The organism is Sediminibacillus massiliensis, from assembly GCF_900156915.1.
Taxonomy (GTDB): Bacteria; Bacillota; Bacilli; order Bacillales; family Amphibacillaceae; genus Sediminibacillus_A; species Sediminibacillus_A massiliensis.
In genome coordinates this window covers 4078086-4103694 of record NZ_LT732535.1, presented here as the reverse complement: position 1 = coordinate 4103694, position 25609 = coordinate 4078086, and the positions used below count along the sequence as shown (strand labels likewise).

The following is a 25609-nucleotide window of genomic DNA, read 5'->3' as shown; positions in this document are numbered from 1 at the left end:
ATTTTTAGTTTCCAGTACCTTAGTACCTTTCCGCAATTGAAAAAACAGCCAGTTTGCACCCCTGGCGGTGTAAACTGGCTGCTTCCAATGACTACTAATTTCGTGTTTTCCCTGGTTCTTTTTGTTCCTCTTCCGGCTGCATATCTTTTTGCAGGTTCTCCGAATCCTGTCCCATGCCTTTTAAAAATGTCATCAAAATAGTCAGTGACCTGTTTATTTCAGGATCCTTCATGGCACGGAATAAATCGAGAATCCCTGTCTTGCTGTCTTTATCTTCTTCTTCTGCTACTCGCTCGATGCCGGCTCCAAATCTGAGCAGCAACGGTTCAAGCTGCTTCACATCGATCAATCCGGCCGTGCCTAGTAGGAGTAACAGGTTTTTGATCGTATTTGTCGCCTCAGGCTTGTCTGCTGATTGGACCAATGTGTTCAACACCTTGTCCCCTTGGCCGAATAAGCCGCTCAGCAGGTTCAGTACGCCTTTTTCATGCATATTATGAATTATGTTCATGGATTCCATGATGGCGTCTTTGTTATTCAGCAAAGTATCTTCCAATTCCCGAAGCTCCTGCTCCCGGATTTCTTCCTCAGACAGCTCAATCCTCTTTATCTGTTTAATTGGTTCAGCCATTTCGGGTCCGCTCCTTTTTCACCAAGTCTCCCGGGAATACATAATCCTTTCGTTTCCATTTCCTTTCGACCTCGACTCCTTTTTGAGGCTGCGGATTACCATTTCGGTGATTGATTTTTGGTAATGGACTAATCCCTTCTTCTTGGAGAATCTCCATTTTCACACTAACTTCTTTGTATGCGGGTGTATCTGTATCCTTGTCCGCATGGCTGCTTGTTAAGAAATTGATAGCTGCTTCCCCGGAATCGTTTAATGGCAGATACAATTCTTTCCCCTTCACTCGATCTGTAACAACGCATTTTACTTTGACGTTTCCATATGGAGACGACAGACGGACAAGTGTACCATCTTTCAATCCCCGTTCGGAAGCCAGTTCTGGTGAAACTTCCAGAAAGGCACTAGGGGTTTTTTCAGTTATTCCAGCCGACTTATAAGTCAGGTTCCCTTCATGGAAATGTTCCAATAAGCGGCCGTTGTTAATATGAAGGTCATACTCATCTTCGAAATTGACTGGTTCTGTCCAGTCCACCGGGACAAGCTTCGCTTTACCATCCGGGAACGGGAAGCCGTCCTCATATAGTACAGGAGTATCGGTCCCGTCCTCTGCCACGGGCCATAGCAGGCTGTTATAACCCTCAAGCCGGTCATAATGCACGCCTGCAAACAGTGGTGCAAGATTTGCGGCTTCTTCCATAATATCGCTTGGATGCTGATAATCCCATCCTGCATCAAGTTTGTTGGCAAGATTGGTTAGAATTTCCCAATCAGGCTTGGAATCTCCCATCGGCTCAAACACCTGATAAAGCCGTTGTATTCTTCTTTCGGTATTGGTGAATGTTCCTTCTTTTTCCAGACTAGGACTAGCAGGAAGCACGACATCCGCATATTCTGCTGTCTTCGATAGAAAGATATCCTGTACGACAAAAAAGTCAAGCTTCTTAAAAGCATCTCTTACATAGTTTATGTTTGAATCGACAAGACCCATTTCTTCCCCTTTGAGATACATAGCCTTCAAATTGCCATCGTGAATCGCATCTACCATCTCATGGTTGTTTAACCCAATTTTTTCAGGGATTTTTACTCCCCAGCCTTTTTCATATTTGTCACGGACAGATTTATCGTCAATGCTCTCATAGGAAGGTAATTTGTTCGGCATACATCCAAAGTCACCTGCACCTTGAACGTTGTTATGTCCACGAAGCGGGTATGCTCCTGTATTAGGACGACCATAATTACCGGTGACTAAAAGTAGGTTGGAGATAGCAGTGCTTGTATCGGCACCACCTAAGTGTTGGGTTACACCCATTGCCCAAAGTGCCACCATGCTGTCCGCTTCATGGATCATTTCTGCAATTTGGATTAATTCCTGCTTTGGAATGCCGGAAGCCTGTTCAGCATATTCCAAAGTGTATGGAGCAAGGTTATCAATGAATTCATCCAGACCATTCACCTTTTCTTTTAGAAACGCTTCGTCAGCCCAGCCTTGGTCAATGATGTATTTCGTTACGGCAGAGAGCCACACGATGTCAGATCCAGGTTTTGGTTGGACGAACAGGTCAGATCGTTCGGCCATTTCATGGCTTCTCAAATCTGCCACGATCAGCTTCTGACCATGCAATTTATGGGATCTTTTTACTCTTGTTGCCAGGACTGGATGTGATTCGGCAGTGTTGGATCCAATTGTAAGTACTAATTCGGCATTTTCTATATCTTTGATTGTACCCGAGTCGCCGCCATGGCCGACAGTACGGAACAATCCTTGTGTTGCAGGTGTCTGACAATACCTGGAGCAATTATCCACATTATTTGTGCCGATAACTGCACGGGCAAATTTTTGCATCAAATAATTTTCTTCATTGGTACATTTCGAGGAACTAATGAAACTCATAGCATCCGGTCCATGTTCGTCTTTTATCTCCGTGAACTTATCCGCAATCAAAGACAATGCTTCATCCCATTCTGCTTCTCTGAATGCGTCACCTTCTCTGATCAGCGGTTTCGTTAATCTTTCTTCACTATTTACGAAATCCCAGCCGAACTTACCTTTTATACAAGTAGAGATACTGTTTGCCGGTGCTTCCACTTGCGGATCGACTTTCAGAATGTCACGGCCTTTTGTCCAAATGTCAAAGCTGCATCCTACACCGCAATACGTACAAACGGTTTTGGTTTTCTTAATCCGCTCATCTCTCATATCCGACTCCATATCAGAAATGGTCAAAATCGAACCATACCCCGTTTCAACGTTTTTGGTAATTTCGATCATCGGACGCAAAGTATCGTTATCGATTCCTGTTAAATAACCAGCCTCACCGACCATCCCTTTTTCCATAATTGCATTACACGGACAAACTGTCGCACAATGCCCGCACGAAACACAGGATGATTCATTGATGGGAACGTCGTTGTCCCAGATAACCCTTGGTCGCTGCCGCTCCCAATCTATTGTTAATGTTTCCGTTACTTGAACATCCTGACAAGCCTCTACACAACGACCGCAGAGGATGCACTGATCAGGATCATAACGGTAAAACGGATTGGAGTTATCCACCATATATGGCTTCTTGTCAAAAGGGATGCTTTGATGATTGATTTGCATTTCTTTTACTGTGTTATGTATCTCGCAATCCCCATTGTTGTAGTCACAAACTGTACAATACAATTCATGATTGTACAAGATCTTATCCATTCCCTTTACCTGGGCTTCCTTTACTTCCATGGACACCGTATCAATTTGGTCTCCGTCGTTCAGCTCTGTGGAGCATGCGCGTTTGAACTCTCCGTTTACTTTGATAAGACAAGTATCACACGTTTCGATTGGCCCCAGGCTTGGATGATAACAAACGGCCGGGATATCAATCGAGGAATCGGACAGCATTTGCAGGACAGTCTGGTTTCCCGAAACGTCCATATCCACTCCGTTTATCTTTACTTGTAAATCCTTTTCCAAAGAAATCCTCCCCTTTCTTTTATATCTAATGTTAATAATTTTCCTTTACCCTATTGAAAAAAAGACTAAACGGGCAAGCGAAAAAGAAATAGGAGGATAGAAATCGGTTTAAAGATTGAACGAGAGGGTATAGATAAATACAAAAAAAGGACCCGTATCACAGGCCCTTTTAAGAAATTCTAATTCGTATTTAGTTTAAAACTCTGACCACGCGGCCGTTAAATTTACTTTTCCAATAGCCGCTAGTCATATCAGCAATAGCTACCCCTGTGGAGCTCTGTGAACCAATAAACTTGCCACCGCCGACATAAATGCCGACATGTCCGTCAGTTTTATAGGTGTTGAAAAACACTAGATCTCCAGGCCTCATGCTGCTTGTTGACACTTGAGTTCCGGCGTGTTTTAGTGAATCAGTACTTGCAGGAACACTTACACCGCCTTGGGAAAACGCCCAGCTTACAAATCCAGAACAGTCAAATCGTCCATTTGCAATATCGGAGGCATTTCGTCCACCGCCGAATACATAAACAGAATTGCCAATGTACTTATAACCCGCTGTAATAATAGTCTTTGCACTTCCACTGGATGCAACGTTCGATGATTGGCTGCTTGGTGTGCTCTTGCTTGAAGATTTACTCTTATTTGAAGAGCTGCTGCTTACTGTGTTAGATTCATCTGAAGAATCACGTGATGTTTCCTCTGATAATGTTTCCAGCTGCTGCTCATCGCTTTGACTTTGACGCTCCTGCTCCATTTTCTCTAAGTTATCTTCAATTTCTCTTTGTTGAGCGGCAAGGCTTTCGTCTTCTTGTACCAAATTGGCTTTTTCATTTTTAGCGTCTTGTTCTTTTTGTTTTAATTCATCTTTCAACTGTTCATTTTGCTCTTTTTGTTCCAGGATTTGCTCTTGCATACCTTCTAGCTCTGTCTTCATATCAGTTAAGTCTTCGAGCTTGCTGTTTAACTCAGATTTCTTTTCTTCTAATTTTTCTTTATCATCCTGATGTTGTTGAAGAAGATCTGTATCAGAGTCCATTACTTTTGTAACTACATATACTCTATCAAGGAAATCAGTGAAACTCTTAGAGCCAAGGATAACTTCCATGTAACTTACAGTACCACCGTTCTCCTGCAACGTTTTAGCACGTTCTTTCAAAATCTCGAACCTTTTTTCCATTGTTGCTTCCAAGTCCGCGATTTCCTGCTCCATACTATCAATCTCGGACTCTGTTGCCTTTATGTCTTGTTTCGTGTTCTCAATTTTTGCTTCATTGTCTTTGATCGCCTGGTCGACACGCTCGATTTGCTCATTCAATTCTGCAAGCTCAGCATGTGCCTTTTTTAATTGTTCATCCGCTTGGGATATGCCCGATTGGATTTCTGAGCGGCGATCCTCGATTTTATTCTGCTCATTATGTAAGTCTTCCGATGTCTCCGCAAATGCTGTAGTGCTTCCGATCAAACTCCCCATTCCTACAACCAGTGAAGCCCCTAATACCATTATCTTCCTTTTCAACATCTCCTATTCCCCCTAATCATTCGACAACAATCTACTTTTCTATGTAATTAACATTATGTATATCACCGTTCGACAATCTAGTAAAAAATATCTATCTCTTTTTCCCGATTGTCCTATCTTATTTTTCACAATTAGTAGTATATCACTAAAAAATGACAACAAGATTATGTGAATATTACAATTGTATTTCAAAGGGCTTATTTACTTGCGGCTTTTTGATCGATTTATGTAAAATTATCCATCTTGATCTGATTAACTTCTTTCCCATGTGGGAACATTAAAGGAACGAAGTAAGCACTTTTCGATTATTTTTACAAGAAAGCGAGGAATTGTGACATGAAAGCGATTGTTATTGAGAACTACGGATCTGCAGAGGAACTTGTCGAGAAAGAAGTACCAATGCCAGAACTAAATGATAAACAGGTTTTAGTGGAATTGCATGCAACTTCAATAAATCCGATAGACTGGAAGCTGAGGGAAGGATATTTAAAAGAAATGCTTCCATTTGAATTTCCGATTATCTTGGGATGGGATGCAGCTGGTATCGTTAAAGATGTAGGTGCAGACGTTTCTGACTTTCAAATAGGAGACCGTGTTTTTGCAAGGCCGGCAACTACTGCCAAAGGCACATATGCTGAATATACAGCCGTCGACGAAGACCTGCTGGCCCACATCCCTGAAAATATTACATTCGAAGAAGCTGCCGCTGTGCCATTAGCAGGATTGACCGCATGGCAATGCCTTGTCGACTTTGCAGAGATTAAAGAAGGAGACAAAGTGCTGGTCCAGGCGGGTTCCGGCGGTGTAGGAAGCTTCGCCATTCAAATAGCCAAGAGCTTCGGTGCTTATGTTGCTTCGACGGCAAGCGGGAAAAATGAAGACTTTCTGAATCAGATTGGCGTGGACCACTTTATCAATTATAAAGAAGAGAATTTTGAAGAAGTATTGGAAGATTACGATATCGTCCTGGATACAATGGGCGGTGAAATTATGGAAAGAAGCTTTCAAGTCCTTAAAAAAGGAGGAAAGTTGGTTTCTATTATCGATCAACCTGACGAACAGAAGGCACAAGAAAAAGGCATAAAGGCTGGTTCTTTCTGGCTTAATCCAAACGGCCGGCAATTGGCCGAACTTGCTGACTTATTAAATCGAGGCCAAGTGATTTCAACAGTAGGACACACTTATCCGTTCAGTGCAGAAGGGCTTAGGGAAGCACATCAACTAAGTGAGACACATCATGCACGCGGAAAAATTGTTATTAAAATAAAGTGATCAAGCGAAGCATGCATCATAGGATGAATAGCTAAAAAAAGGGATTTGTCTACTGCAAGAGACAAATCCCTTTTCTTCTGATTATTACAACAATCTTTTCAAGCTGTTTTTCAAAGGAGGCATATCTACTTCATAATCTTTAAAAAACCTCTTCATCATATATTTTGAATAACTGACTGCTTGTCCAATCGGTATTTTTCCTGGCAAAGGGGGTTGCTCCTCTAAAACAACATCAATGATGACAGGGACTGTTTGTCCGGATGCTTCCCGGAAAACACGTTCCAAATCTTCTCCTGAGGTGACTCTGTATCCCTTACCACCAGCTGCGTCGGCAAACTTCCCATAATCCATATCCTGCAGTTCGGTTACATAATCCAGATTCCCTTGTTCCTGCTGCTCATATTTGATCATCCCCAACCTTTGATTGTTGAAGACAACAAACATGATCGGCAATTCATACTTTACGGCAGTCAAGAAATCTTGCATCACCATGGAAAAACCGCCATCCCCGCATATCGCAACAACCTGTCGTTCCGGATATGCAAGCTTTCCTGCAATTGCCCCCGGAAGGCCGCATCCCATTGTCGCCATCCAGCTTGAAACGATCATTTTTTGCTGGGTTAAACGCAAATGACGAGCGGCCCATACTGTTACATTCCCTACATCTACAGATATTATTGCATCCTTTTCCATTACCTTTTGTATATTCGGAATTACCTGCTGGGGCTTTATCGGTGTAGTTGGTTCTTCGTCTCTTTCAATATGGTTCCACCAATTTTTCATATTTTCCTGGCAAGCTTTCAGAAATTCCCTATCTTCCTTTTCATCCATTCCGTTTGCCAGAGCCTTTAGCGTATGTTTGGCATCACCAACAAGACCAAGAGTGACTGGGTATCTTTTTCCAATTTGAGAAGGATTGTTGTCAATTTGCACTGCCTTGGTATCATCTGGAAGAAAATCTCTGTACGGAAAGGAAGTACCGATCATAATCAGTAAATCTGTCTCTTCCATTGCTTCATAAGCTGGCTTAGTTCCAATCTGACCAAGCTGCCCCAGGTTGTATGGGTGTTGATCTGGCAGCGTGCCTTTTGCAGGCAGAGCAAATATAATCGGAGCTGCCAACTTTTCTGCAAACTGCTCCAGTTCTTCTTTGGCATGTCTGGTACCAGTTCCAGCCAAAATAACTGGTCGTTTTGCTTCTCTCAAATATTGATGGGTTTTCTTCAAATGCTCTTCGGATGGCGTGAGAACTGGTTCATAAGTATCTGTAGCGCCTAAATTCGTCCCGTCTATTTTTACTGTGGGGACATCGTCCGGTATTACCAGGACAGATACTCCTTTATTGGCATATGCTTCTCTGATCGCTTGCTGAACTAGACCGGGAAAAGATTCGGGGGAATCGACCCTTTTATTGAAAACTGCCACATCGTCGAACATTTTTTCCAAATTGACTTCTTGAAAGGAATCTTTCCCTATACTGTCTCTTGGAACTTGGCCGGCAAGTACCAGTACCGGGACACTATCCGCCTTGGCATCATACAATCCGTTAAGTAAGTGAATGGCTCCCGGGCCGCCAATAGACAAACAGGTGCCTATATTTCCTGTAAGCTTGGCATATGCGGAGGCTGCAAGAGCACCTACCTCTTCGTGTCGGACTTGGATAAAATCTATGTCTTCTTTTTCTTCCCGGAGGCTTTCTACTATATTGTTGATAGAATCTCCTGGTATTCCGAATACCTTATTGATCCCATAGCTCTTCATAACTTTTACTGCTTCATTTCCTGCTTTAACTGCCATGACTACTCCCCTTTTTTCCTTACTAGTACCACCCGCAGCCCATCACGAAACTAATGGCAGCATTACAAAATAAGCGATCCAAAAAATATTCACTAAATCACAATAACCATAAACCGCGACATAACTTTTATGGGACTTCCTACCATCCTTTTCGGATTAAGTGGTAGGCCGGCGCTGCGGAAAAATACTCCCTTTCCGGGGGCAGCACCTCAGCCTCCTTGAAAATACAAAGCCATTTTCTGCGTGCGATGATTAGCTGTCGAAGCCTTACTTGTCCTCGTGAGCAAACTGCACTCACTGCGGGGTCTTCGGAAGCTGCTCTTCCCCCAGGACTTTGAAAAGACATCCATGCATTTACACCGCACGCAGAAAATCGAACTTTATTTTCAAGGAGTGTCGCATTTTTCCTCCGCTTTGGGTCGTTTTTCTGTTCAGGTGAGAAGTGATCCTATAATATCTTTAACATGGATTATTCGTAGCCGAGATTCAGAGAACTCCAACCAGCGGAGGTAGAATACGTAGACTCCTGCAGGAATAGCACGCGTCCGAAGATCCCGCAAGAAGCGCTTTTTGCTTCTGAGGAAGCTGAGGCCGTGCCCGCGGAAAGCGAAGTGTTCTGCCGCAGCGAGTCCATGCACTCAACAATCATCAGAACAACTAGAAATAAAATTGCAACTATGCGTTAGTTTCCCTCAACTCTACACAACATGTAACTTTTCTCTACTGGACAAAGTACTCAATTTAAAAAGGGTCGCTGTTAGGCAACCCTTTTTACGGAAGATCGTTATTCATTTGTTTGCTTGACGATTTCTATTGTTCTTAGTTTGTTGTCCTCCACTTCTTTTATCTCAAAATGAAGGTCTTCATATACATACGTATCTCCGACTTTGGGGAAGTATCCGAATTCACGTAATAAGAATCCTGACAAAATGTCCTCCTCTTCCGGTATGTCTGTTCGGAACACTTCATTCAGGCGGTGGAGAGAGATTTTACCATTACAAACGATCCGCGACTCGGAAAACTCCTCTATCAGTGCCTCTTCGTCCACGTCTGTTTCATCTTTAATTTCCTGGCCGATCATCGCTTCGATAATATCCTCATTCGTCAAGATGCCATTTGTTCCACCATATTCGTCCAGTACAATCGCCATATGTTTTCTTTCCTTTAACATTTGCTTGAATACTTTTTCGATTGAGTGAAACTCAAATACATATAATGGATTGTTATCCGTAAACTGCTGTAAGATTTGGGTTTGATCTAAGGACCAGGAAAGCAGCTGCTTGGCATGGAAGACCGCTATTATGTTGTCCATATTTTCTTCATAAATCGGATACCTGGTATGGTTACTGTTTAATACAATATCAAGCGCTTGTCCATAAGTGGCAGTCGACGGGATACCTATAATTTCCATTCTTGGGGTTTTCAGGGCGTCCCTTACATCCAACCGATGAAAATCGATGACACCTTTGATTCGATGCTTTTCATCACTTGCAAAGGTTCCTTCGGCTGTGGCAATGTCGACCATCGTNCTCACTGCGGGGTCTTCGGAAGCTGCTCTTCCCCCAGGACTTTGAAAAGACATCCATGCATTTACACCGCACGCAGAAAATCGAACTTTATTTTCAAGGAGTGTCGCATTTTTCCTCCGCTTTGGGTCGTTTTTCTGTTCAGGTGAGAAGTGATCCTATAATATCTTTAACATGGATTATTCGTAGCCGAGATTCAGAGAACTCCAACCAGCGGAGGTAGAATACGTAGACTCCTGCAGGAATAGCACGCGTCCGAAGATCCCGCAAGAAGCGCTTTTTGCTTCTGAGGAAGCTGAGGCCGTGCCCGAGGAAAGCGAAGTGTTCTGCCGCAGCGAGTCCATGCACTCAACAATCATCAGAACAACTAGAAATAAAATTGCAACTATGCGTTAGTTTCCCTCAACTCTACACAACATGTAACTTTTCTCTACTGGACAAAGTACTCAATTTAAAAAGGGTCGCTGTTAGGCAACCCTTTTTACGGAAGATCGTTATTCATTTGTTTGCTTGACGATTTCTATTGTTCTTAGTTTGTTGTCCTCCACTTCTTTTATCTCAAAATGAAGGTCTTCATATACATACGTATCTCCGACTTTGGGGAAGTATCCGAATTCACGTAATAAGAATCCTGACAAAATGTCCTCCTCTTCCGGTATGTCTGTTCGGAACACTTCATTCAGGCGGTGGAGAGAGATTTTACCATTACAAACGATCCGCGACTCGGAAAACTCCTCTATCAGTGCCTCTTCGTCCACGTCTGTTTCATCTTTAATTTCCTGGCCGATCATCGCTTCGATAATATCCTCATTCGTCAAGATGCCATTTGTTCCACCATATTCGTCCAGTACAATCGCCATATGTTTTCTTTCCTTTAACATTTGCTTGAATACTTTTTCGATTGAGTGAAACTCAAATACATATAATGGATTGTTATCCGTAAACTGCTGTAAGATTTGGGTTTGATCTAAGGACCAGGAAAGCAGCTGCTTGGCATGGAAGACCGCTATTATGTTGTCCATATTTTCTTCATAAATCGGATACCTGGTATGGTTACTGTTTAATACAATATCAAGCGCTTGTCCATAAGTGGCAGTCGACGGGATACCTATAATTTCCATTCTTGGGGTTTTCAGGGCGTCCCTTACATCCAACCGATGAAAATCGATGACACCTTTGATTCGATGCTTTTCATCACTTGCAAAGGTTCCTTCGGCTGTGGCAATGTCGACCATCGTCCTTAACTCTTCTTTTGATATGGAAACCCCATCAGGATCTTGCTTGGAGATCATTCGAATAACCATCCTTGTGAATTTCGATAACAAAAAGGTCAGCGGCTTGACAATCCATAGCAAAACCCTGATCACGGGAAATACAAGATAGGAAACTTTTTCGGAAAAAGTGGCTGCAACTGATTTTGGCAGAACTTCCGCGAAGATAATCAGCACCACTGTAAGTATTCCTGTCGCCAGGCCGACATTGAAGCCATAATCCAACGCAACTATTGTGACCAACGTCGGCAGCATGATGTTTGATATGTTGTTCCCGATCAAAATAGCTGTAATCAATTCATCTGGTTTAGAAATCAAATTCAATAAAAGCTGAGATCTTTTATCTCCGTTCTCCGCCTTAGTCTTTACCTTCATTTTATTAACAGCGGTCAGTGCTGTTTCACTTCCCGATAAAAAGAAAGACATTAACAAAAAGAAAATGATAGCAATAAACAATGTCGAAAGCCTCCAATTCTGTCGTATGCTTATGTTATGTGTTTTATCGTTTTTTATTTCATATCTATAGTAGTATTAGGTGGAGCATTAACAGGAAAAAATGCATTCATCGTTATTATAATGATTTATCCTGTAAGCAGATAGTATAAACTTTCCAACACCAAAAAGCGGAGTTGCACTCCGCCGCAACCTATATAAATAGCAAAAGACTAAGGGCCATCACACCCATCCCGCCTATTAACCCATAAATGGAAATGTGTGCTTCATCATATTTTTGAGATGCCGGCAGCAGCTCATCCAAAGAAATAAACACCATGATTCCCGCTACTGCTGCAAAAATCATTCCGAACATAACATCATTCAAGAACGGCATTAACACTAAGTAAGCCACGATTGCCCCGACCGGTTCGGACAATCCGGATAAAAATGAAAGTTTGAAAGCTTTCTTCTTGTCGCCTGTTGCAAAATAAACGGGAACAGACACAGCTATCCCTTCAGGTATATTATGAATGGCAATTGCCACAGCAATCGCTATTCCCAGCGCCGGGTCCTGAAGTGCTGAAGTGAAAGTAGCAATTCCTTCCGGAAAGTTATGGATCGCTATTGCCAATGCAGTAAAGGTTCCCATCTTGAGCAAGCTAGGATCACTGATTGCTGTTTCCTTTTCATTCATGTCTTCCACTTTTTTCACTTCATGTGGATTACCCTGCTTTGGTATAAATTTATCAATCATCGCTATTAAAAACATTCCACCGAAAAAACCAATTACTGTCAGCCAGTTTCCCCATTCGACTCCTAATGAACCGACAAGAGCATCTTTAGCCTTCCAAAAAATCTCGATCATGGAGACATAAATCATGACACCGGCGGAGAAACCTAACGCGAGTGACAAGAATTTCGTATTGGTAGTCGAAGTGAAGAATGCCAGAACACTGCCGATTCCAGTTGCTAAACCAGCCATCAGAGTCAATCCGAAAGCTAATAATAAGTTTTCCATCACACATCTTCTCCTCTTTGTTCATATCCTTCATACAACCCATTTATTGATTTTCATTATATGCACTTCTCTTAAAATGTTTCCTAAGGGAAACTTTTTGCGCAAAAAAATATTACTTTTATCAAATGAGCGAAAGTTTCTCTTAGGAAACATTTTATGCTAAAGCAAAATTTCAGTCAACTTTTAAAATACTGCTTTTTAATATGCTGACTGAAATATTCCTCCTGTGGTGGTAAATTCGCTATAGCCTAAATGTTATCTTCTTCTTTTCCTTTTCGGTTTTGCATGTAAGTAACTCGAATAATATAACTGGTTATAGTTGAAATGTTTGTTGCGGATTCCATTGTCATTCGGTTGATCTTGCTCACTTGTTTCTTCAGAGTCTTCTATTTCTTTCTCCGGACTCTTCTGCTCTTGTTTTCTGTTTTTTAATGCTGACAAGGAAAAGTTTGTCGGTTTCTCTGCAGCTTTTTTCCTGGTGGATGGTTGTTTAGGGGTGGCTTCTCCTAGGAGTTTTGCCTTACTGTTTTTTTTTATTTCTTCGGGTGTTTCTTCTAAATTAGTTTTTTTTTCGTTATTGGCAGAGTCTTCATCTTCAACAGATTCAGATTCTGATCCTTCAAACATTTCCGTTTGTTGTATTAACGTCTCGTTGTCAGATGTATTTCTGCCATTTTTCTGTTTTATCTTCTGCCCCAGGCTTATGCTCTTTATATGTTTAGCTGGAATTCTCACTATTTCATTATGGTGGATCAATATAATGTGGTCATTTGCGTTTTCTACTAAAACACCTTCCATATTCCCTGCTTCTCCATGATTGATCGTCACCCATCTGTACTTGCAACTGCCAATAAGTGTATAAAAATCAGGCTGATCAAGATATGGGGGTATTTCCATGTTTCTTTCTATAGGAAAGCTTTCACCAGAGCCAAAGGGTTCACATATGCTTTTCATATGGTCCAAATTGTAATAGATAATTCCGTCCTTTTCCGTTAACATCACTAAATAATCAGATTCCACAGACAATAATCTTCCGTAACGGGATTCAGGTCTTCCTTGGTTTATCCGTACTGGCTGATATTTCAGATTTTCCAGTAATTCGAGGATATTATTGGCATCTCGAAAAGAGGCTGTCTCTTCCGCCTCAAGGACAGGCAAATCTGCATGGGAATCCTCAATGACACTTTTCATATGTTTTAATGGATAGTAGATGAAGCCATTATCTGTTGTAGACAAAATCAAATAGTCTTGCTGCACATCTAGAAGTTTTCCTTGTTGGAATTCCGGCCCGCCTTTAAAAACTTCAATATTTCTACCTTTCATATAAGATAAAAATAGGAGATGTTGGTTGTCGTCCATTTCAAATCCCTCCTAAGTCATACGTACTTTAAGTGTGGTTATAATGAAAGCATATGACCTTATATGGTACATGTTGATAATGAAGGAACCCAAATATCCAAATATCAGCAGGAGCCTGTTTCAAACATAGATTCTTCGGTTCCCCATTTATTTGACTAGGAGTAAATCATGCATGCATGGACGGCAAGAATAGACACGCCATCGAGGCGCCATTTACCGATAACACCGCAAAAATAAAAGGAGCATCACTACAAGTAATGCTCCTCAACATAATTAAGCCACTATTCAACCGAAGAATAAATCCAGGATATTGGATGACTTTGACGCATTCTTATTGTAAAACTCCGAATATCCGCAATTCTTACAGAAAACAACGACAAACTGATTGTTTTGAACATCGAACATTTTAGACAAACCTGTACCTGTCATTGCTACTTCCTTCTTGTCTGCTTCTTTGCTTCCACATTTTATACAACCTTGTTCAGTCATATAACTGCACCCCTTTTCCAATTAATCGATTTATATCCTATACGATATTTCCGAGGAAATAGTTTCATTCTTGCGTTCTCTTTAGTTTATTGATTCTTTTGGTGAGTTCTGTGAACCTTTGATCAAGTTCTTTATAATGCTTGTCAGCAGGAGTCATAAAACTAAGCTTTCCCAGTACTTCCTGCCTTTCCGTTTCCAACTGTAATCGCAGCTCTTCATCATTATTCCTTTTCTTAGAAGCGTCAATCCGTTCCTTTTCAACAGTATTGTCCGTAATGATCAACTTTGTGCTAGTCGTTTTTTCAAGAAAGTATCGATCATGCGATACAACGATCAGCGTACCGGGGTACTTAGATAATGTGTCTTCCAACTGTTCACGGGAAGGTAAATCGAGATGGTTCGTCGGTTCATCCAATACGAGTGCATCTTTTTCTTCCAATATATATTTCATCAGCTTGCACTTGACCCGCTCCCCCATACTCATTTCACTAATGGGTTCAGACCATTGGGAGGCCATAAACCCGAGATGTTTCATCAATGTTTGCACTTTCCCTCTTGCCTCGAAAGTCTCTCTGTGGAATAACTGGGCCGGAGTTTGATTAAGCGGTAAATCAAATACTTCCTGGGTTAGATAACCGATGTTAGCTGAAGGAGAAATCCATATTTTCCCCTCTGCCGGCTCATCGCCTAATAATATTTTTAACAATGTTGTCTTGCCACTGCCGTTCGGTCCTGTGATAGAAACCTTTTCTCCATGTTTGACGGTAAAATTAACATTCTTTAAAAGTATCCGTCCTTGAAAAGACTTTATCAAGTTGTTGACTTCTATAAACCTTTTTCCGACTTTATTGTTGGCCTTAAAGGTGAAGGTTACTTGGTAGTCAGGCTCCACTGGTTGTGCCTTTGTTTTTTCCAGCTCTTTTTCCAGGCGTTTTTGTTTTGATTTGACTTGAGTGTCCATCCGTTTCGCTTTTTTGCGGTAATATTCTTTATATCCATCTTGTTTGGTCGATTGGGCATGAGCCTTGTTCGACCAGGAAGTAAGTTCTTTCATTTGATTCTCTATCTGTTCGATTCGTTTCTGTTGTTTTTCATATTCCCGCTGCTGGGTAATTCTTCTCTGTTTACGCACTTCCATATAGCTGGAATAGTTCCCCCTGTGTTCTATGAGCTGCTTTCCTTCGATCGACCAAATCTTGTTGGCAATTCCGTCTAAAAAGTGACGGTCATGGGAAACCATGATGATGGTGCCCCTATAATTCCTGATTTGCTTTTGCAGCAGTTCTAAACCCTGTTGATCAAGATGATTGGTCGGTTCATCCAGCAACAGCAAATCTGCCTGTTTGGAAAAACCGTTAGCAAGACGTGCTTTTAGCTTTTCACCACCACTCAAGCTGGAAAATTCGACTTTAGGGACATGCCACTTTTCCATTAGCTTTTCTTCCAAAACGGTCGTCGCCCCAAACGAATATGATTCGGTTTCTTGTTCCACCATTTCCACTTTTACATCTTTCTGCAACCATAGCAATCGACCGTCCGTCGGATTTTGTTCATTGTTAATGAGCTGGAGCAAGGTTGATTTACCCGCACCATTTTTGCCAATAATACCAATAATGTCTCGTTCTTCGACACTCCCATTTACTTTTTCGAATAGTACATGGTCCTTTATTTCGTATTGAAGATTCACCAATTTCAATAATTCGGTCATATAATCATTCCCTTTCCTCAAAGGGAGGATCCTGCCGCGAACGCAGCATAGTATTGACAAAATGTAAAAATTCGAATTGTCCGTTCTTAGTCAATAAAAAAATCCTCCCAAGTATTTTTGGAAGGATTAGTCATACCAATAGAATAAAAAATAAGCCGCAATTTGACAGCTGGATAACTTGTTTAGAAAAATGGGCAGACTAATCCTATTTCGTTCGTTTTGAAATATACGATTTCAAACTTTGAAAATAAGATTAGTTCAACATCGTCCACCCATCATCCTCTCTCCGTTTATTTAAGAAAAGTATAGCATACAATTAATAAAAAGAGCAAAGTGATCTAGCTTTTTCTCGTTTATAACACTTCAGCGGTGAGTTTCCCCTTGAAGCCTTCGGAGTAAAGAGACAATAAGGTTCACTTTCCAAGTAACAGCCTGTTGCAGCATATGCCCGTGATCTAAATCCGCCTCATAGGCGTAATCAGGGAGCCTCCCCGTTTTTACATGGAAATTCCCTGATTGTGTCATCATAGCTATAAAAAAAAGGACCTGGAAACAGGACCTTTATCTTTCGCAAAAATATAATGGGTCTGCCCATAAAGGCAGACCCGGTTATTACTTATGATATTTGGTGTTATCAAAAGAAATGTTCTATGTATTGTTAAACCCATTATAACAAACATATGAATGAAGTAAACCTGTTTTTTGGAATTTTTTATGTTATTTTGAAAAGTTATTTTTCTGTTCTTTATTCTTCTTATTTTCAAACAAACTATTCATCTACTTTAATATAAATTCCTGAAATATGATATTATTTTGGAAAACCTGGAAAAGGGGCTTGAACATGAATTTTGACTTGCATGAAGCAATGGAAATTTTGGAACGTACACCCCGGACGTTGGAATATTTTCTGTCAGGCATCTCGGTGAATTGGCTGAATTGTAATGAAGGTGGGGATACTTGGAACTCCTTTGAAGTAATCAATCATCTAATTGAGGCAGAGAAACAAAACTGGCTTCCAAGGCTTGAATTTATTCTCAAGAAAGGTGAAGGACAAGCCTTTCCGCCTTTTGACCGTTTTGCCCATTTAAAAGACACCGACACACAATCTAGCATCGAGGAAAAGCTGCATGCTTTTAAAACGATAAGAGCCGAAAACCTTGTCAAACTACAATCGCTGATCAATTCTGATAAGAACACTTTAGAGAAGACAGGATTCCATCCAGCATTTGGCACAGTGAAAGTTCGTGAGTTGATTTCAACATGGGCGGTCCACGATTTAACGCATATCTCCCAGATCACCAGGATTTTCGCAGAAAGATACAGACAAGATGTTGGACCATGGAAAGAATATTTGGGCATATTAAAATGACAGGTTGTAATATCCTGACATAAAAACACCCCTGAAAGTTAGATATTCCACTCTAACTCTCAGGGGTTGGTACAAAAGATTTCTTTTTAATTAGTTTGTTACATTTCGCCTGTCTTATCTTTTTTTCTCGTGAATGGCCACCAGTTGCCTTCGCCCAATGTTACAACGATCGACGGGACAAGCAATGGCAGAATGACCAGACCGTATAGTAACAGACCGATGATGACGACAGATGCCACCTGCACTAATGTGAGTACGCCCGAGGGCATCATTGCCCCGAATGTTCCTGCCAGAATGATTGCAGCAGTGATAATGACTGTCCCCATTTTCGTCATGGCAGTCACCATCCCCTTGTCGATACCGGCTTTCACTTCTTCACTGAACCGATCAAGCAAGAAGATGGAGTAATCTATCCCCAATGCAACCAATATGACGAAACTAAAGAACGGAACGGCCCAACTGATACCGCTGTAATCCATTAAATTCACGAAAATCATTTCTGCTATGGAAATCGCGGTATAGTAGGTCAGCAACAGAGATGCAATCATATAGACCGGCATGATCATCGAACGGAAAAGTATGGTCAAAACGATAAACAAACCAACCATCATGATTACCATGGTTCTGGAAAGATCCGTTGTCGATAGTTCTTCCAAGTCTGCATTTGAGCTTGACACACCACCATAGGCAATTTCAGCATTTTCAAACGGCGTATCAATAATCTCGTTGTCCACAGCTTCCTTTATCTGTCTGACTGTATCAATTGCCTCTTCAGAGTAAGGATTAACTTCAAGTACGACATCCATGGTGATCCCTTCCCCATCGGCAAAAGAATAATTGTCAATGGATTGTCCAAAGTCTTCGTTCTCTAATGTTTCCTCTGGCAAGTAAATCCCGGTATCCCTGACTGTGGGACTTTCACTCATGTTATTTAATGTATCAGCAGCACTCGCCAATCCGTCAGATATTTCGGTAAGTCCGTTATTTGCACTTTCCACTCCTTCAGCAAGCTGATTAAGTGAGGATGTCAATTCGCCAACTTGTTCTTGTTGGCCAGCAAGCTGTGCATTTGCTTGTTCAAGTCCAGCTTGGACCTCACCTAATTGACCACTGATTGCCTGTAGCTGAGGCACCGCCTGTTGAACGTTACCGGTCTGCGAAAGCTGGGCAGTAGTACCCTGCAGTTGCTGGTTAATTTGGTCCAGTCCATTGGTCGCTTCTGATAAAGATCCGCCAGAACCGCTGCCGGCACCAGCCTGATCGGCAATTTGACTGAGTCCGTTCTGTACCTCGGTCAAACCACTCTGAACCTCTTTCATACCGTCCACTGCGTCATTTATACCATTAGATACTTCTCCGAGCTGGGAATCGATATATAAATCTTCTATTCTATCACCAGTAGGCTGGGTAATTGTCATAACAGAATCTACATTATCTACTTTTTCAATTGCCTTACTGATATTTTCTAAATACGGTATCGTCTCGGTGGTTGTCAACTCTTCATCCTCTTTTATAACCACCTTGACTGGAAAGGCTTTTCCTTCCCCAACTGCTTCACTGATTGCGTTTAATCCCTTGATCGATTTATAGTCACTGCTAATTTCCTCGGTGTTATCAAAGGAAACCTGTCCGTCATAAGTAAGCACGAATGGGACAGTGACAATTGCTGCGATAACAAGAAACAATACCGGCCGGGCAACAGAATTTCTGCCAAGGAAGTGCCAGAGCTTGTTGTTGCTGTGGGAAGCCACTTTTTTAGACGGCCAGAACAATTTCTCTCCCAGAGTGACCATGAAAAGTGGAAGCAGAGTAAACAAAATAAGAATCAGGATCCCCACCCCGACTGCTACACCGACCGCTGATTGGAATACAGCAAATTTTGCAAAGCCGATCGCTGCAAATCCGATCAACACGGCAATACCACTTATAAATAATGTTCTTCCCGCTGTGCGGTAAGCTGTTACAGTTGCTTCTACCTTATCATGCCCATTGGCGAGCTCTTCCCGAAATCTTGTTAAAAGAAGGATACAATAGTCCGTACCTATCCCAAACAAAATCGCAACCAAAAATGTCTGCGTAAAGGTCGAAATAGGGAAATCGACGTTTTCCACCAAAATCGCCAACAGCGATTGACTGATCAAATAGGTGAAACCTACTGTAATAAGCGGCACAAACGGAGTTATCAGTGAGCGGAACACTAGCAACAACAATCCTAAAATCAGCCCGATTGTTATAATTTCGGTTTTCTTCAAACCTTCTTTAGAACTATGGGCAAAGTCCTGATTGATGAGTGAAGAACCTGTAATATAAGCAGTAATATCGTCAGGAACAACCTCATAGATTTGGTCGGCAGTTTCCTCTATCTCTTCATCCGAACCCGAAACCGTTACTGGGATAAGGATCGTCTTCTCATCTTCGGACATAAGCTGTTCCCTTATATCCTCATCTTCAACAAATGGAGTTGTTACATCCTGAACTCCGTTAAATTCTTCGATCTCTCCGATCATATCTTCCAATTGTGTTTCCAAATCTTCATTCAATGTTTCGTCCAGGGTCACTACAACGCTGATCGTATTATCATCCAGGCCGGCATCCTCGAGGATTTGATTGGCCTGTGAGGAAGAAACATCAGATGGAAGCTGTGTTTGTCCTTTTTCATTTGCCAGCTCAGTCAAATTTGGAGCTGTCAAAGATAACGTAACTGTCAATGCCAATATTAAAACGGCAATCAACCATCTAAACTTAATGATAAATCTCATTCTCCGCTATCCCCTTTTTCGTTTAGCTTTTCTTTTACTATCAGAAGAATATCCATAAAGTTGTCTATTTTTTCTTCCTCGACATCATTCAGTAAATTTTCAATGATGTGATAGACAGCTTCGTCTATTTCCTTTATCACTTTTTCCCCTTCCGCTGAAAGTTTGACCAGCTTGGACCGTTTGTCTGCGGTCGCGGGGGGATTTTCCCATTCGACCAAACCTTTTTTCATCAGTTTCGTCAATCGGTTGGAAATCGCACTTTTATGAACGCCTTGCAATACGGCAAGGTTCCCTGGTGAGCTTGCGCCTTTTTTCTTTAGTATGTTCAGTAAATCTGTTTGCTCATTGGATAGATTCTGAAGGGAATCGAGGCTTACCTCTTTTCTGACAAGCTCCGTACCCGCTAGTAAAACGTCTCCGAACAGACTTACTGCTTGATGTAATTTCTTATCTCCCACTGCGCCACCTCTTTTCAAAAAAATAAGGTTTATATCTCTAAACTATTTTGCACGCTATTTAGTTTAGAGTACTAAACCATACTTTGTCAAACTTTACGTTGTACAAAGAGCTTGTAATAGAGCCTTATCAAAGAACTTATTACCTTTGCACAGTAAACATAAACTGCGACATAACTTCAGTTCACTTTCCCCATCCTGATTAAGTCGAGTGCTATACAACCGCTGCGGCAGAACACTTCGCTTTCCGCGGGCACGGCCTCAGCCTCCTCATCAGCAAAGTACGCTTCTTGCGGGGTCTTCGGACTCGTGGGACTGCGGTTACTCGCCCCATCGAAGACCTTTCGCTGTTCCTGCAGGAGTCTGCGTGTTCTGCCTTCGCTGTTTGGTATTTCTGCATTTTGGGTAGAAAAATATCTTTTAACACTTAAACTAGTATTTCTTCTTGCTTAAACAGAATGCCAATCCAAGCGGAGGAAAAATGCGAGACTCCTGTGGGAAAGGAACAGTCTGAAGATCCCGCAGGGGCGCTTTTTGCACCGAGGAAGCTGAAGCGTTCCCCACGGAAAGCGAGTATTTTTCCGCAGCGTCGGGTTAACACTCAATTAACATCAGAAGAAGAGAAATCTTCACAAAATAGAATTTTCGCTATGTCGCAGTTTGCCTCAATTGTGTATAAAAATACCTAAAATGATTCTGCGCGTATGATTCTATATGTACTAGTTGAGGTAATAAATCTTTGATAGTAGTTCGCTTTTTGTAGATAAATAAAAACTGTTTTTTATCAAACTAGGACATTTAAAACAGCCCGGTTAAGGAGGGATGCCTTTCCGGTGCGTGAAATATTAAGTCATACTCCTTCCATTTCCCGGAAAGCTTTGTTCACATCTGGAATGAATATCGGAAAAGATATCCTGGGCACCAGTGCCAACACCTTATTTTTCGCTTTCTTCGGCAGCTATCTAGGATTGCTTATCTGGTTCAAAGATTTAGAGTATTCACTCGGTGAAATCGTAAACTCGAAAGTTTTCAATGCTGAAATGATTACCATTCTTTGTGCAGATTTGGAGTTGCACTGGCAATTCCGATTACTGCTTGGATAACCGCTTCTTTCTTCCTAAAAACGAAAGAGAAAAATGAAGAGTAAAAGAGCGCTGGTCATCACGACCAGCGCTCTTATTTACCTGTTTTATACAGGACCCCAATTTATCAATACCCCAACACTGAGCATGATTACTGCTATTACTGTCCAGATTCCCAGCAAAGGAAGCATCCACCTTGCCCATTTAATCCATGGTACTCCGGCAACCGCCAGACTCGCCATTAATGGTCCTGATGTCGGAAAAATACTATTGGTGAAACCATCCCCGAACTGATAAGCCTGAACAGCAACCTGCCTGGTGATGCCGATCATATCTGCCAACGGAGACAGAATCGGCATGGCCATCATCGCCTGTCCACTTCCCGATGGGACAAGGAAATTCATGATTCCGTTGGCAACAAACATCCCCAAAGCTGCCAGGACAGGAGAAAGCCCTTCCAGAGGTACGGAAATGGCATGTACAAAAGTATCCAGTATTTCCGCGTTTTCCATGACAATTAATACCGCTCGTGCCACACCGACAATCAATGCACCGTATACCAGTTTTTGACAACCTTCCAAAAACGTCACGGCAATTTCGTTATAATTCATACCGGCAATGATTCCACAAACAATTCCTAAAATGATGAAAAAGGCCGCCATATGATTGATTGTCCATTTAAATTGTATTGTTGCAAAAATGAAGAATAATAGCCCGATTCCCACAAAACTTACAATCCATTTATGTCTGGCAGTAAAAGGCGCCTGCAGCTTATCTTGTTGAGAACTATCCTGATCCAACACCCCGACAAGACTTTTGGAAGGATCGTTCATAATTCTTTTTGCATAGCGCCATGTGTAAAGAATGGTGATTCCAACTATTACAACAAAAGCAATGATCCTGTATAACATACCGGAAAATAATGGAATGTCCGCAATCGATTGGGCGATTCCCACGGTATATGGATTGACGAAGCCAACATTGAAACCGGCAAATGTGGCTCCGAAGGTGATCGATACAGCCACAATCGCATCGAGTTTCAGCCCCCTCGCAATGATCAAGCCGATGGCAACAAACGGGATGATCGCGTTGGCTACTGCTCCGACAGCACCACCAATAGCAAATAATAAGGAAACAATTGCAATTAACCAGAATTCTTTTCCACGGGTTTTGTCGACAGCCCGGATAATCCCGCCTTTAATGGCTCCTGAACGTTCGACTACCTCGAATGCTCCACCCGCAAATAATACTAAAAAGATGATGCCTGCTGATTGGATCATTCCTTCCTGAAGTGCCAGAAAGATATCCATAAATCCTGCGGCACTGCCATCCACTTCACTAAATGTACCCGGAATTACCCGTTCTACATCGTCAACCACTTCCCTCTCGAATGAACCTGCCGGGACAAAATAAGTCGCAACGGCAGCGGCCAGTAGTACGAGAAAAAGGATTACGTAAGTATCTGGCATTTCCCACTTTCTTTTTGGATGTTTTTCTGGGACTTCAGATGTTTCTTTCAACTGTGATTCCATGTGTGTCAATTCCCCCTGGTTGATAAATTCTTTAGTCCCTGGTTGAAAGGAATAAAGTTATTGTCTAGTATAAGAGTAATTGCAAATTATTGCAAAATTCTATTTTTTACGACAAAAGTGGAGGGGAAAATGATTAACAACTTATTTGAAGAATTGAAACAACTAGAAGAAGAATTGATCACCATCCGACGGGACTTGCATATGCACCCGGAATTATCCAATGAGGAGAAACGTACTCCTGCATTTATCGCTGATCACCTCAAAAGTCTTGGCTTGGAAGTGAGAACCAATTTCGGCGGAAATGGGGTTGTCGGTTATCTTCGAGGGGAACAACCCGGAAAAACGATAGCATTGCGTGCAGATTTCGATGCATTGCCAATACAGGATGAAAAAAATGTCCCATATAAATCGACAGTTCCAGGAGTCGCCCATGCGTGTGGACACGATGTACACACAGCAGCATTGCTCGGAGTAGCCCGCGTGTTAAGCAGCAGGAAATCAACCCTTGCCGGAACGGTCGTTTTCATTCATCAATTTGCAGAAGAAGTTGCCCCAGGGGGAGCAAAAAGAATGATAGCCGACGGTTGTCTGGAAGGAGTTGACGCGGTATACGGCGCGCATGTCTGGTCGGAAAACCAAATCGGGGAAGTGCTGTTTAACGAAGGATATACGATGGCTGCAGCAGATACTTTCGAAATCACCATATCAGGCAGAGGCGGCCATGGCGCCATGCCGCACCTGGCGATTGATCCGGTGGTGGCTGCCAGTCAGCTGGTAATGAGCCTCCAGCAAATCGTCAGCCGCAATGTTGATCCTCTGAAAGCGGCAGTAGTCACAGTTGGTTCTTTACATAGCGGTCATGCCCTGAATGTCATACCCGACAGCGCCTCGGTAGGAGGAACAGTCAGGACGTATGACCCGGCAATCCGGGAGCTGGCAGAGAAAAAAATACGGGATGCCGTGAAAGCAGTTGAAATACATACCGGCGTCAAAGGGAGTATTGATTACGTATATGGGCACACCTCGTTGTATAACCATGCAGAGCCGACTCGACAGCTCAAACAATTAGCAGAGCAATATTTACCTGAAGTGTATGTCAAAAAGATGAATGCTTTCATGGGGGCCGAGGATTTTGCCTATTACCTCGAAGAAGTTCCAGGAACCTTTTTCTTCGTAGGAGGAAGAAATGAAGAATTGGATGCTGTTTATCCACACCATCATCCAAAGTTCGATGTGGATGAGAAAGCTATAAGCACGATAGGAAGGCTGTTTTTTCTTTCACTTTTAAATCATGGCGTGGTCTCGGCTGAATAAAAGAAGTAAAGTAAAGCGTGCTGGAAAACAACTTTCCTGGCACGCTTCTATAATTCCGTACTTCATTTATATAGGATTAAAATTATTACGTCTCTCATTACATCTGTCCCTATACCTCGATCGCCACTCCGTTAACCCTCTTATACCCTCGCACTTTCGCCAACTCATCAACAAGCTTCAAAGCCGCTTTGTCCTTCGCCTTTGCTTCAATCATGATGTCAGCTGATTCCCCATAGGCTTTTAATGCATGGATAAAATCGATCGCGAAATCCTTTTCTACATAATCCGCATGGGCCCTGTATAACTTTTCTGATTTAGGAGAAGACAAGTGGAACTTAGGCGGCTTGCCAGTGCCCTCCCATGTGGCAAAAATCCTGGGCAGCAACTTTTCATAAGCTCCCTCACCCGGATTAGCCCAGTGATGATGATAATCGAAAACAAAGGGAATCCCGTGCTTTTCACATACTTGCAAGGTTTCCTCTGCTGTGTAAGTTTTATCGTCGTTTTCAAGGGTTGTTTGCCGGAGAATATCTTTGCCGAGTTGAACAAAATTCCGGTCAAAGCGCTCGATTGCCTCCCGTTTATTACCATAGGCTCCTCCGACATGAATATTCATCGTTGCTTCCTTATGTAATCCCATCGCTTTCAGCATTTCATAATGATAGGTCATATCACCAATCGCGTTGGAAGTCACATGATCTTGAGGACTTGTGAATAATGTGAATTGATTAGGGTGAAAACTGACCCGTAATTCATTTTTTTGCACCATAGCACCGATTTCTTCAAAAAGATGCCGGAAAGGCGTAACAAAATCCCATCTGACTTCTGGATGGGTTGCTAGAGGCACAAGTGAAGAAGACATCCTGTAAATGTCAATCCCATGGGCAATATTGTAGTGTAGGGTCCGCATCGTATTGGTTAAGTTTTGCTCTGTAAGATGATATAGTTTTTCCTTCCTGCTGTTTTTGTCCAGCTTTTTCCAATTGGTGAACGTAAGTGTCCTGGAAGGCGATGCTTCCCATAAAGATAGTGCAGTTGAGACATAACCGAATCTGAGTATCATTATTTCACTCCAAGTTAACATTGTGGATGGTGATAGTATCTGTAACTTAATGGAAGCCAT

At 42.0% G+C, this 25609-nt stretch carries 17 protein-coding genes and 1 pseudogene; 4 read left to right on the top strand and 14 right to left on the bottom strand.

All coding sequences use genetic code 11. From position 1 onward, the window contains the following. Positions 1-94 precede the first annotated feature (94 nt). The 3 genes from CZ434_RS20890 to CZ434_RS20880 all read right to left on the bottom strand — a co-directional run bounded on the left by CZ434_RS20890 (position 95) and on the right by CZ434_RS20880 (position 5100). A complete protein-coding gene (locus CZ434_RS20890; protein ID WP_077624887.1) occupies positions 95-631 on the bottom strand; it encodes a helical membrane plugin domain-containing protein in 537 nt (178 codons plus the stop codon). Further along, positions 624-3581 carry a formate dehydrogenase subunit alpha gene (gene fdhF / locus CZ434_RS20885; protein WP_095742947.1) on the bottom strand — a complete coding sequence of 986 codons (2958 nt, stop codon included), beginning with the start codon at positions 3579-3581 and terminating at the stop codon, positions 624-626. The genes CZ434_RS20890 and fdhF overlap by 8 nt, the downstream gene beginning before the upstream one ends. Before the next feature lie 190 nt (positions 3582-3771). Next, the gene (locus CZ434_RS20880; RefSeq protein WP_077624886.1) at positions 3772-5100 is read right to left on the bottom strand and encodes a coiled-coil domain-containing protein; all 1329 of its coding nucleotides are present in this window, start codon (positions 5098-5100) and stop codon (positions 3772-3774) included. Between the two features lie 336 nt (positions 5101-5436). Between CZ434_RS20880 and CZ434_RS20875 the strand changes: the two genes are divergently transcribed. Next, positions 5437-6372 carry an NADP-dependent oxidoreductase gene (locus CZ434_RS20875; RefSeq protein ID WP_077624885.1) on the top strand — a complete coding sequence of 312 codons (936 nt, stop codon included), beginning with the start codon at positions 5437-5439 and terminating at the stop codon, positions 6370-6372. 84 nt (positions 6373-6456) lie between these two features. On the opposite strand, the gene CZ434_RS20870 is transcribed toward CZ434_RS20875, so the two are convergent. From CZ434_RS20870 to abc-f, 7 genes are all read right to left on the bottom strand, one after another. Then, positions 6457-8169, bottom strand: a complete 1713-nt coding sequence (locus CZ434_RS20870; protein WP_077624884.1) for a pyruvate oxidase — start codon at positions 8167-8169, stop codon at positions 6457-6459. Positions 8170-8953: 784 nt separating this feature from the next. Then, positions 8954-9481: a transporter associated domain-containing protein gene (locus tag CZ434_RS20865; protein ID WP_425442108.1), complete on the bottom strand. Its 528-nt coding sequence runs from the start codon at positions 9479-9481 to the stop codon at positions 8954-8956. Positions 9482-10189: 708 nt separating this feature from the next. Beyond that, the gene (locus CZ434_RS20860; RefSeq protein ID WP_077624882.1) at positions 10190-11422 is read right to left on the bottom strand and encodes a hemolysin family protein; all 1233 of its coding nucleotides are present in this window, start codon (positions 11420-11422) and stop codon (positions 10190-10192) included. Positions 11423-11612: 190 nt separating this feature from the next. Beyond that, positions 11613-12422, bottom strand: coding sequence for a zinc transporter ZupT (zupT, locus tag CZ434_RS20855; protein WP_077624881.1), 810 nt, complete (start codon positions 12420-12422; stop codon positions 11613-11615). A gap of 252 nt (positions 12423-12674) precedes the next feature. Continuing rightward, positions 12675-13778 carry a hypothetical protein gene (locus CZ434_RS20850; protein ID WP_077624880.1) on the bottom strand — a complete coding sequence of 368 codons (1104 nt, stop codon included), beginning with the start codon at positions 13776-13778 and terminating at the stop codon, positions 12675-12677. A gap of 285 nt (positions 13779-14063) precedes the next feature. After that, positions 14064-14267, bottom strand: a complete 204-nt coding sequence (locus CZ434_RS20845; protein ID WP_077624879.1) for a zinc ribbon domain-containing protein — start codon at positions 14265-14267, stop codon at positions 14064-14066. Between the two features lie 64 nt (positions 14268-14331). Beyond that, on the bottom strand, positions 14332-15975 hold the full coding sequence (gene abc-f / locus CZ434_RS20840) for a ribosomal protection-like ABC-F family protein (RefSeq protein ID WP_077624878.1): 1644 nt from the start codon (positions 15973-15975) through the stop codon (positions 14332-14334). Between the two features lie 841 nt (positions 15976-16816). Between abc-f and CZ434_RS20835 the strand changes: the two genes are divergently transcribed. Beyond that, a complete protein-coding gene (locus CZ434_RS20835) occupies positions 16817-17344 on the top strand; it encodes a DinB family protein (protein WP_077624877.1) in 528 nt (175 codons plus the stop codon). Positions 17345-17442: 98 nt separating this feature from the next. On the opposite strand, the gene CZ434_RS20830 is transcribed toward CZ434_RS20835, so the two are convergent. Beyond that, on the bottom strand, positions 17443-20103 hold the full coding sequence (locus CZ434_RS20830) for an MMPL family transporter (RefSeq protein WP_077624876.1): 2661 nt from the start codon (positions 20101-20103) through the stop codon (positions 17443-17445). Further along, complete coding sequence (locus CZ434_RS20825; RefSeq protein ID WP_077624875.1) at positions 20100-20561, bottom strand: MarR family winged helix-turn-helix transcriptional regulator; 462 nt, start codon at positions 20559-20561, stop codon at positions 20100-20102. The genes CZ434_RS20830 and CZ434_RS20825 overlap by 4 nt, the downstream gene beginning before the upstream one ends. A gap of 827 nt (positions 20562-21388) precedes the next feature. Here CZ434_RS20825 and CZ434_RS20820 point away from each other — a divergent pair. Further along, positions 21389-21705: pseudogene (locus CZ434_RS20820) on the top strand (YibE/F family protein); the annotation flags it as partial. Between the two features lie 42 nt (positions 21706-21747). On the opposite strand, the gene CZ434_RS20815 reads toward CZ434_RS20820, so the two are convergent. Then, on the bottom strand, positions 21748-23172 hold the full coding sequence (locus tag CZ434_RS20815; RefSeq protein WP_095742946.1) for a YfcC family protein: 1425 nt from the start codon (positions 23170-23172) through the stop codon (positions 21748-21750). Positions 23173-23301: 129 nt separating this feature from the next. On the opposite strand from CZ434_RS20815, the gene CZ434_RS20810 reads away from it, so the two are divergent. After that, positions 23302-24486, top strand: a complete 1185-nt coding sequence (locus CZ434_RS20810) for a M20 metallopeptidase family protein (RefSeq protein ID WP_077624874.1) — start codon at positions 23302-23304, stop codon at positions 24484-24486. Between the two features lie 109 nt (positions 24487-24595). On the opposite strand, the gene uvsE is transcribed toward CZ434_RS20810, so the two are convergent. Then, positions 24596-25549 (bottom strand): UV DNA damage repair endonuclease UvsE, encoded by a 954-nt coding sequence (uvsE, locus tag CZ434_RS20805; RefSeq protein ID WP_077624873.1) that lies wholly within the window; start codon positions 25547-25549, stop codon positions 24596-24598. Positions 25550-25609 lie beyond the last annotated feature (60 nt).

What these genes read in the sequence shown, in the direction of transcription:
- CZ434_RS20890 (WP_077624887.1), bottom strand. Translation starts at nt 631, where the DNA reads ATGGCTGAACCAATTAAACAGATAAAGAGGATTGAGCTGTCTGAGGAA.
- CZ434_RS20880 (WP_077624886.1), bottom strand. Translation starts at nt 5,100, where the DNA reads ATGTTGAAAAGGAAGATAATGGTATTAGGGGCTTCACTGGTTGTAGGA.
- CZ434_RS20875 (WP_077624885.1), top strand. Translation starts at nt 5,437, where the DNA reads ATGAAAGCGATTGTTATTGAGAACTACGGATCTGCAGAGGAACTTGTC.
- CZ434_RS20870 (WP_077624884.1), bottom strand. Translation starts at nt 8,169, where the DNA reads ATGGCAGTTAAAGCAGGAAATGAAGCAGTAAAAGTTATGAAGAGCTAT.
- CZ434_RS20865 (WP_425442108.1), bottom strand. Translation starts at nt 9,481, where the DNA reads ATGGACAACATAATAGCGGTCTTCCATGCCAAGCAGCTGCTTTCCTGG.
- CZ434_RS20850 (WP_077624880.1), bottom strand. Translation starts at nt 13,778, where the DNA reads ATGGACGACAACCAACATCTCCTATTTTTATCTTATATGAAAGGTAGA.
- CZ434_RS20845 (WP_077624879.1), bottom strand. Translation starts at nt 14,267, where the DNA reads ATGACTGAACAAGGTTGTATAAAATGTGGAAGCAAAGAAGCAGACAAG.
- abc-f (WP_077624878.1), bottom strand. Translation starts at nt 15,975, where the DNA reads ATGACCGAATTATTGAAATTGGTGAATCTTCAATACGAAATAAAGGAC.
- CZ434_RS20835 (WP_077624877.1), top strand. Translation starts at nt 16,817, where the DNA reads ATGAATTTTGACTTGCATGAAGCAATGGAAATTTTGGAACGTACACCC.
- CZ434_RS20830 (WP_077624876.1), bottom strand. Translation starts at nt 20,103, where the DNA reads ATGAGATTTATCATTAAGTTTAGATGGTTGATTGCCGTTTTAATATTG.
- CZ434_RS20815 (WP_095742946.1), bottom strand. Translation starts at nt 23,172, where the DNA reads ATGGAATCACAGTTGAAAGAAACATCTGAAGTCCCAGAAAAACATCCA.
- CZ434_RS20810 (WP_077624874.1), top strand. Translation starts at nt 23,302, where the DNA reads ATGATTAACAACTTATTTGAAGAATTGAAACAACTAGAAGAAGAATTG.
- uvsE (WP_077624873.1), bottom strand. Translation starts at nt 25,549, where the DNA reads ATGATACTCAGATTCGGTTATGTCTCAACTGCACTATCTTTATGGGAA.